Source organism: Paenibacillus sp. OT2-17, from assembly GCF_009827695.1.
Lineage (GTDB): Bacteria > Bacillota > Bacilli > Paenibacillales > Paenibacillaceae > Paenibacillus > Paenibacillus polymyxa_B.
In genome coordinates this window covers 1-7,569 of the sequence record NZ_WUDQ01000159.1, presented here as the reverse complement: position 1 = coordinate 7,569, position 7,569 = coordinate 1, and the positions used below count along the sequence as shown (strand labels likewise).

Genomic DNA, 7,569 nt, shown 5'->3' with positions numbered 1-7,569 from the left:
AGATCATCCTCGGACCATTTTCATCCTCGTACCCTTTCGCTCCTTCTACTGCATATCCTACACAGTCAACCAGACGTACATTCACGTCCAGTCCTTCCGTTACTTTGATCTGGACGGCATTATTCGGTACAAATTTAGGCTCCGTCGTCATGATCGTCTTGCCTGCCGCACTTTGCGGCAACTCGTCTACGGCGCGGGCACGGTCCGCCTCACTTGTAATGTTCGGCAGAACAATCGTCTCCATAAACCGCTTGATAAACGTTGATTTTCCTGTTCGGACTGCGCCGACGACCCCAAGATAAATGTCTCCTCCGGTGCGTTCGGCAATGTCTTTAAAAATGTCCACTTTCTCCATTGAAATCCCCTCCTCAAAAGTCTCCGAAGGAAAAATGCTCAAAGAGCATCCGCTTCGTGTTCAACCAACTGCTTGATCCCAGATGCGGCAGAACAGCCTTTAAAATGCCCGGAAGTCGTCCGCCGCCGAGATTCAGGAGACTGATGGAATCGGCGAAACGGCGTAAACTCGTACATGCATTTGGACTGATACCATCATATGTATCCCCTCCGTAAAATATGTTTAGTTTTTTAAAAAATAGATTACGACACAGCGATCATTGCAGAAACGATATTTTACGTTTGGGTCCACTCACCTAATATATGCGGGGCAAGACTCTCCCATGACTTCGTCGCTAGACTAAATAAAAAAGGATGTTTCTCCTGACCGTTTAGAGTCGTCGGAAACCATCCTTTTTTATTTTCCTGATATAATCGGCATTACCACAGTTCATCATCCATCGACTGACGCTCCAGTTGCCGCCTGATAGCCGCCTTAAGCCTATCCTCCGGTACGGTTACCTGCATATCGCCTTGGACACGCGCCTGGCAGGATAAGCGTATTCCCTCATCCAGTAAAGGTCCCAGCTTACGCTGCTCTGCATCGCTGGGTTGGCCTGCGAATTCAGCCCATTCCGGTGATATTTGTACCTTACACATCAGACAGGCTGCTTTTCCGTCACAACGAGTGGGAATATATACACCCGCTTTACGGGCAGCCTGAAGCAATGACGTACCCTGACCGACCTGTACGCGCCTGCCTGACGGCTTGAACATAATCTGCACATTCATGAACGGTCCTCCAGTCGTCTTTCTCCTAACACACACAGCTTATACTTCATTGCCCATCTGGATGACGGAGTGCAACTCTGGCCAAGGCAGAAGTTCTGCAAGCTTGTCCAATTGCTCCTCATTCCAAATATTACTGACTAGTAGCTGCTTCAGTACAATGATATGACGTCGCGGGTCGCGCTTCATAACATCTGCAATCGCTTTATATCGGTCGGGTCGATTTCGCAATATATTGAATAAAAGTTCATGACTGAGCGGCATCAGACGCAGTGAAGCACTCCCCAGCTCAAGCTGAACCCCAGCCGACCAAAGTAGTCGCTCGATCTCTAAGCGGTATAACGCTCCGCCACATAATACCTCAAATCCCCCCACCAACTCGACTGGAAAACCCTCCAAGTCATAGTGGCTCAGCAATGAAACGTAAGAGCCGCTACGGTCAACCTGCTGTCGATCTATACTCATACCCAGGGGGTGCGCATGGAGCTGCTTTGCAGCATGAATATCCGCATAAATATCAATGTCCCGAGGCAGGCGATCCAGTTCAACTTCTTGCACAAGTAGTGAACAGCTCCCCCCCAGCATCCACGGAACCGACACTTTTGACCAGCTCTCAGCCAAGCTACTCAGCGCAACTGCCAGATTGTGAGGAAGCCTGTCTACTAACACTGATGATATTGCCTCCTTCAACATCGTTTCCTCCTTTGCTGTCTTTCCTTCCGTTTCCTGATGGGCATCATTATAACATGTTCGACAGGGCAGTTCGATATTTTGTGTACTGAAAAAGAGGTTAGCTGCTCCAAAATATAAAAAAAACCGCGAACCTTCCCGGTTCACGGTGAATAATACTAACCGGCGTGCGGCCAGCGGTCTATTTTTTCATCATCATTTTCATCAACGCTTCCATATTGGAAGGATTCATTCCGCTCTTTTTGACGGCACCAACGATATCCCTTACTGTATCTTCCGACACCGGAATGTTGGCCATCGCAGACACCTGCTTGATAAGCTGACGCAGTTGCGCTTCGCTTTGAAGCGTGTCCGCCTTTACCGTGCCTGCCAGCTTTTTCACTGCATTTTCGGATATGTTTTTGCCACCTTTTTTGTTAATGGCCTTCAATGCATCTTTCGGAAAGTTTTTATTCACAATCTCCCCTCCTCCGCCATTGCTCAACTCAGTCTATGAGTGGCGGAGACAAAAGGTGATTAAGCGTACATAAGACATGCCAAACGCCTAACTAAAAAAGGCTATCTCATTATAGAAAAAATCTACCATGAGACAGCCTTTATATTATTAAAGCTCATCCGACCCTTAAGAATGCCATTGCTCCCAAGTTTGAAGTGGCATGACTTCCATCTCGGTCTTAGGATCGCGACCCATCAGCGCCTCAACGGCCTTACGGACGTCACGTCCTTCAAACAGTACTCCATACAGCACCTCTGTAATAGGCATCTGAACACCTAATTTTTGAGAGATGGCGTATGCAGCTTTTGTCGTTCGAATACCTTCTACGACCATGCCCATCGATTCTAGCACAGCATCAAGCTGCTGGCCCTGTCCCAATAGGGACCCTGCACGCCAGTTGCGACTGTGACGACTCGTTGCAGTGACCACTAGATCGCCAATACCAGCCAGGCCGGCAAAGGTTAATGGATTAGCACCCATCTCAACTCCGGCACGGGTAATTTCAGCCAATCCACGAGTCAATAAAGCCGCTTTGGCATTATCACCGAAACCAAGTCCGTCTGACATTCCCGCACCCAATGCGATAATGTTTTTTAGCGCCCCGGACAGTTCCACGCCGAGCAAATCACGGTTTGTATAGACGCGGAAATAGGAGTTCATGAACAGCCCCTGTGCGGCCTGTGCAGCCTTCTCATTGGAGGAAGCTACAACGACCGTTGTAGGACACTTCTTCACCACTTCTTCCGCATGACTCGGACCAGACAGCACGGCAATATCGCCCTCCGCGACTTCCAGTTCTTCCGAGATCACCGTGGACATACGTTTAAGCGTTTCAGTTTCAAAACCTTTAATGGCATGCACTACCAGCATATCCTTGCTAAAATGAGCTTTCAGACTACGTGCTACCTGACGAGCAGCAGCCGAAGGAGATACGATAATCACTGCTCTAGCACCAGATACCGCAGTCTGCATGTCAGTTGTAGCTGAAATGCGATCAGACAAAATGGAGCCTGGTAAATAATGCTCATTCGTATGCTTCTCATTGATTTCAGCTGCTTGCTGCTCGTTTCTCGTCCAGACAGAGACATTGTTGTTATTGGCCGCAAGAACGGAAGCTAGGGCTGTTCCCCAACTCCCCGCGACCAGCACAGCTATTTTCTCAGACAAGACGATCTCCTCCTTTGGAGCCAAGCTTATTCTCATTCCCCCGTACCAGCTTGACTATGTTGGTACGGTGTCTCCACACAGCGAACAGACAAATGATTAGAGCCGTCCAGAATAACGGCCATGCATAACCAAGCACGAGTAATATCCAGGGGGTCAAAATGACAAAAATGAGCGATCCCAAGGATACGTAACGCGTCATTACGATTGCAAGTATCGCAATGATTCCGGCATATAGTGCGGGCAGTAAGGCAAGCGATGCCAATACACCAATAGCAGTCGCAATACCTTTTCCTCCACGGAAGTGAAAATATACCGGCCAGTTATGGCCCGCAATCGCCGCAATGCCGCACAAACCCGGTACCCAGGATGATTGTCCACCTAACCAGTGCCCTATTAGCACTGCAATAACCCCCTTAAGTACGTCCAGCAGCAGCACCAGAATAGCTGGGCCTTTTCCAAGCACACGCAGCGTATTCGTCGCACCGGCATTGCCGCTTCCATGCTGGCGAATGTCGATTCCTTTTAATTTTCCATACAGCAAGCTAAAGCTGACAGAGCCAAGCAAGTAACTGAGTACGATGGCAACGATTTGTAAAATCAACCTATTCGCTCCTAACTTTCGTCAGACTTGCGCCGTGTAAAGATACGAATTGGAGTTCCTTCAAAATTGAAGGCGGCGCGAATTTTGTTCTCCAGATAACGCTCATACGAGAAGTGCATTATTTCTGGATCGTTTACGAATACAACCATCGTAGGCGGCTTAACAGCAACCTGGGTCACATAGTTAATGCGCAGACGACGTCCCTTGTCTGTTGGTGGAGGATTGATGGCAACCGCATCGGAAATTACATCATTCAGCAAATGTGTCTGAATACGCAACACATGCTGCTGCGCCACATGCTGTACAACAGGAAGCAGCTTTTGCAGGCGTTGCTTCGTTTTTGCAGACAAGAACACAATCGGAGCATATGTCATAAACAGAAAGTGATCGCGAATTTTCGTTTCAAACTGGTGCATCGTTTTATCGTCCTTGTCCACGACATCCCATTTGTTAACGACAAACAGTGATGCTTTACCCGCTTCATAAGCATAGCCAGCAATGTGCTTATCCTGCTCAATAATGCCTTCCTCGCCGTTAATAACGACCAGTACAACATCTGCACGCTCAATGGCACGCATGGCACGCATTACACTATATTTTTCGGTCGTTTCATAAACTTTACCACGTTTACGCATACCTGCCGTATCAATCAGCACATACTTTTGACCGTCTTTTTCAAAAGGTGTATCAATTGCATCACGCGTCGTGCCTGCAATGTCACTAACGATAACCCGTTCTTCTCCCAAAATGGCGTTAACCAGTGAAGATTTACCTACATTTGGGCGGCCGATCAAGGCAACACGAATAACGTCTTCATCATAGTGATCTTCTTCCAGCTCAGGCAAATTGGACGTAATGGCATCTAACAAGTCGCCTATCCCTGTTCCATGACTACCAGAAACAGCGATTGGATCACCAAATCCATAAGAATAAAACTCATAAATCAGATCGGCGCGACTGAGGTTGTCCACCTTGTTGACAGCTACGATGATCGGTTTACCCGAACGATATAGCATTTGAGCTACCTCTTCATCTGACTGTGTAATTCCTGCTTTCGCATCACTCATGAATACAATTACATCTGCTTCTTCTATTGCGAGTTCGGCCTGCATACGGATGGATTTTAAAATGACATCCTCACCATCAATCTCAATGCCGCCGGTGTCAATAATACTGAAGGATTTACCATTCCACTCCGATATACCGTATATACGGTCACGAGTGATTCCGGGTTTATCTTCCACGATGGACAAACGATCCCCGATAATCCGATTAAAAATAGTAGACTTACCCACATTCGGACGACCAACGATAGCCACAACGGGTCTTGCCATAAATTCACTCCTCCTGTCAATTCTTCCGCTATCATCATAGCAAAAAACATACCTATTGGCGATATGGTCACGTAACAACAATCGGCGAACCCTCTGGGTCCGCCGATGGTGTACGTTATGCTTATTATAAAATGTATTGATTTAAACTCATTTAAATTTGTTCAGCTTATCGCCAAAACGCTCGCCGAGCGTAATGCTCAGACCGGAATTATTGAGGGAAACGTTAGGATTATTCAGTTCCTCACGAGGTGCACGAGATGCACGTGGTGCTCTTTCTGCTTTAGGAGCAGCTTCAGGAGCTTCCTCAGTTTCTTTAATGCTCAGGCTAACACGTTTTTCGGAAGGATTCATTTCAAGAATTTTAACTTTCACTTCTTGTCCTTCTTCCAGAACTTCTTGTGGAGTTCCAATGTGTTTGTGGGAAATTTGGGAAATATGAACCAAACCTTCCACGCCAGGAGCGATTTCAACGAATGCGCCGAAGTTAACCAGACGTTTTACAACACCTGTTACGATGTCATTGTTGTTGAATTGTCCAGCAGCCGATTCCCAAGGACCAGGCTGTGCAGCTTTCATGCTCAGGCTGATTTTTCCTTTTTCAGGATCTACTTTCAAGACTTTCACTTTTACTTGATCTCCTTCAGAAACTGCATCAGAAGGCTTATCGACATGAGTCCAAGCAATTTCAGATACGTGAACCAGACCGTCCACGCCGCCAACATCTACGAAAGCACCGAACTGTGTAAGACGTTGAACCGTACCTACGATTTCTTGACCTTCTTTCAGCTCAGCCATTACTTTAAGCTTGTTGGCTTCGAATTCTGCTTCCAGAACGTCTTTTTGAGAAAGGATCACTTTGTTATTTTCACGATCCAGTTCTTTTACAACAACACGCAATGTGCGGCCTTTGTAATCACTGAAATCTTCAACGAAGTGACGTTCTACCATGGATGCAGGGATGAATCCGCGCAGACCTACGTCTACCACGATGCCACCTTTAACGACATCATTTACAACGACTTCAAATACTTCTTTGCTTTCGAACAGTTGCTCCAACTTTTCCCAAGCATTTTCACTGTCGATTGCACGTTTGGACAGAACAAGTTTTTCTTTGCCATCGTCGATGCTGATAATTCTAGCTTCAACCTCTTGGCCTACTTGTACTGCTTCTTCTGCGTTATCCAGACCAGAAGACAACTCGCGAATTGGAATAACTCCATCGTATTTATATCCAATGCTTACTACCGCTTGGTTATCTTCCAATTTCACGATTGTACCCTTAACGGTGTCACCTTTTTTCAGGGAGACGATTTGATCGAGCTCGTCTTGATTTGCCGCTTCAGCAGCTTCTTGATTTTTAATTTCTTCCGACATGTCAATACCCTCCTCAATTCAAAAAAAACCATTTATTTAAACCTGCGCATGGCAGAGTTCAAAACATAAATAAACTTTTGTTCTAGTTTTCCGAGCTTAGACACAATTCATGCAAGCCTTTCAGTTATTCGTAGGCTTACCCGTTTCCTTCATCGTGCGAATACGAGACATAATTGCTTCTGTTGCCAGTTCAAGCGGATCTCCTTCGATATCGGCACCCTTTTGGTAAGCGTCCAAATTGACAGGTTTACCGTATAACACTTTCGTTTTACGGAAAAGCTTGTAATCACCAATGATGGCGACCGGAACGGCAGCCGCTCCACTGCGTAGCGCAAAGCTTGCAGCACCCTTTTTACCGATTCCCCCAGCTCCTCTGGAGCCTTCGGGAAAGATCCCCATAACCTTACCGTCACGCAAAATGTTCAATGCCAGCTTAATGGATTCCTTACTTACACCACCGCGTTTGACTGGAAAAGCTCCCAGTTTCCCAATGAGTGGACCTAGTACAGGAACATTAAACAGCTCGGCTTTTGCCATAAAGTGAACTTTTCGCTTCAACAAAATACCGACTGTAGGAGGGTCAAGATTACTAATATGATTAGAACACAACAGTACTCCGCCCTCGGCAGGAACATTTTCCCTGCCTACCGCCTCAAGTCTAAACAGAACGCGGTAAATGAGACGCAAAATACTGGCGCATACAGTATATATCATTGGCTGATCTCTCCATCCTTCTCCGTTAAGCAATAAGATACGATCGTATCAACGACATCCTGAATGCCCAT

8 protein-coding genes and 1 pseudogene are annotated in these 7,569 nt (G+C 46.6%); all 9 read right to left on the bottom strand.

Annotation, left to right across the window (positions count from 1 at the left end; all coding sequences use genetic code 11):
- Positions 1-355: pseudogene (locus tag GRP75_RS15900) on the bottom strand (stage IV sporulation protein A); the annotation flags it as partial.
- 419 nt (positions 356-774) lie between these two features.
- Positions 775-1,125 (bottom strand): 2Fe-2S iron-sulfur cluster-binding protein, encoded by a 351-nt coding sequence (locus GRP75_RS15895; protein ID WP_160789779.1) that lies wholly within the window; start codon positions 1,123-1,125, stop codon positions 775-777.
- 39 nt (positions 1,126-1,164) lie between these two features.
- Positions 1,165-1,815 (bottom strand): hypothetical protein, encoded by a 651-nt coding sequence (locus GRP75_RS15890; protein ID WP_160789778.1) that lies wholly within the window; start codon positions 1,813-1,815, stop codon positions 1,165-1,167.
- Positions 1,816-1,993: 178 nt separating this feature from the next.
- Positions 1,994-2,269, bottom strand: coding sequence for a stage VI sporulation protein F (locus GRP75_RS15885; protein WP_013310741.1), 276 nt, complete (start codon positions 2,267-2,269; stop codon positions 1,994-1,996).
- Between the two features lie 165 nt (positions 2,270-2,434).
- Positions 2,435-3,475 (bottom strand): NAD(P)H-dependent glycerol-3-phosphate dehydrogenase, encoded by a 1,041-nt coding sequence (locus GRP75_RS15880; RefSeq protein WP_023989185.1) that lies wholly within the window; start codon positions 3,473-3,475, stop codon positions 2,435-2,437.
- Positions 3,468-4,076 (bottom strand): glycerol-3-phosphate 1-O-acyltransferase PlsY, encoded by a 609-nt coding sequence (plsY, locus tag GRP75_RS15875; protein WP_025723065.1) that lies wholly within the window; start codon positions 4,074-4,076, stop codon positions 3,468-3,470. Before plsY ends, GRP75_RS15880 begins: the two co-directional genes overlap by 8 nt.
- Before the next feature lie 11 nt (positions 4,077-4,087).
- Positions 4,088-5,410, bottom strand: a complete 1,323-nt coding sequence (gene der, locus GRP75_RS15870; RefSeq protein ID WP_013310744.1) for a ribosome biogenesis GTPase Der — start codon at positions 5,408-5,410, stop codon at positions 4,088-4,090.
- A gap of 147 nt (positions 5,411-5,557) precedes the next feature.
- Complete coding sequence (rpsA, locus tag GRP75_RS15865; RefSeq protein ID WP_013371699.1) at positions 5,558-6,784, bottom strand: 30S ribosomal protein S1; 1,227 nt, start codon at positions 6,782-6,784, stop codon at positions 5,558-5,560.
- A 120-nt stretch (positions 6,785-6,904) separates the two neighbouring features.
- Positions 6,905-7,498, bottom strand: a complete 594-nt coding sequence (locus GRP75_RS15860) for a lysophospholipid acyltransferase family protein (RefSeq protein ID WP_013310746.1) — start codon at positions 7,496-7,498, stop codon at positions 6,905-6,907.
- Positions 7,499-7,569 lie beyond the last annotated feature (71 nt).